Consider the following 1384-nt stretch of genomic DNA (forward strand, 5'->3'; position numbering starts at 1 on the left):
GGTGGGGTGGGTGTGTGGGTGGCGGCGACGGTGGGGGCGTCGAGGGTTGCTGCCCAGGGCAGGTCGGTGTGCAGGAGTTGTAGTAGCTGCGTTGAGGGTTTGGGGGGCCAGGTGTCGGTGGTGGTGTCGAGCAGGATGACACCGGCTTGGGTGTGGTGGGCGGCGGTGATGAGGTCGGCGAGTTGGTGGGGGTCGGCGGCCGCGGCGTCGTCGATGATGAGCAGGCTGCCTGGTGGCAGTGTCCAGGTGCCGTCGCTGATGTGGGTGTGGGCTTGCTGGTGGGTGGTGGCGGTGTCGGCGAGGTTGAGGTCGGTGGCGGTGTCGGCTTGGTGTTGGGTGGGGCTGGCCCACAGGATTTTTCGTTCTGCGGCGTGGGCGGCGCGGTGCAGGGCTGCCATGGCGCGGTCGGTGTCGGGGCCGGGTAGGGCGCGTACGGGGGTGACGGTGAATGGCAGGCGTGCCAGGGCGGGCAGGCTGGTTGTGGTGGCTTCGGTGAGGCCGGCGAGCTCGCTGGTGGGGATGTGCAGGGGCCGGGCGGTGTTGTGGCTGGTGCAGGCGGCAAGGACGGCCAGTTCGTTTTCGATGATGTCGATGTGGTCGCTGATGTGTTGTGCGGTGCGGGTTTCGGCTTCGGCGTAGGCGCGTGCGGTGGCGGTTTCGGCGGCGTCGAGGTCGTGGCGTAGCTGGTCGAGCGCGGCTTGTTTGACGGTGAGGGCGGCGTCGTCACGTCGGCGCAGGGTGTGTAGGTAGGCGTCGACGTCGGCGTGGCTGAGCACTTTGTCGGGGCCGCCGGCGGCGGCGGCGCGGGCGGCCCGGGCGGCGGTGATGGCGGGGTAGTGCTGCTCGGCTGGTGTGGTGGTGGGCAGGCGCGCGGCGAAGAAGGCGATGTCGAGGGTGGCGGAGTCGATGTCGAGGGGGTCGGCGGTGGGGTCGGCGGCCAGCGTCTGGTAGCGGCTGTGCGCCCAGGCCAGATCGGCGGCGGCACGGTCGTATTCACGCTCGGCGTGGGTCCACTGTTCGGTGGCGGTGAGGACGGCGTCGAGGTAGGGGCGATCGGCGTCGGCGCGGGCACGCATGTCCCGGATGCGGTCGCGCTCGGCGAGGGTCGCGGGCCCGTTGCCGCGCACTATCTGGTCGCGGAGTTGTTCGTATTCTTTTCGGGCGGCGGCGAAGTCGTTGCGCAGCGCGTGAACGTTGGCCAGTGCCGGTGCCAGATCAGGTGGCGGCTTGCGGGTGGACAGTTCGTGAAATTGCAGGCCGCTGAATTCATCGCCGGCGGTGGGCGATCGCGGGTCTGGTGGTGGTTCGTGCTCGGGGGGTAGGTCGACGGAGTCTGGCCAGCGCGGGGTTTCGACGTCGGGGCTGGGTACGCGCAGGTCGGCGT

General features: G+C 70.2%; 1 protein-coding gene. It reads right to left on the bottom strand.

Features of this window, described 5'->3' with window-relative positions:
* On the bottom strand, positions 1 to 1384 hold a 1384-nt coding region (locus AWC17_RS33925; RefSeq protein ID WP_167385649.1), incomplete at both ends, for an AAA family ATPase.

Source organism: Mycobacterium nebraskense (assembly GCF_002102255.1).
In the GTDB taxonomy this organism is placed as follows: Bacteria; Actinomycetota; Actinomycetes; order Mycobacteriales; family Mycobacteriaceae; genus Mycobacterium; species Mycobacterium nebraskense.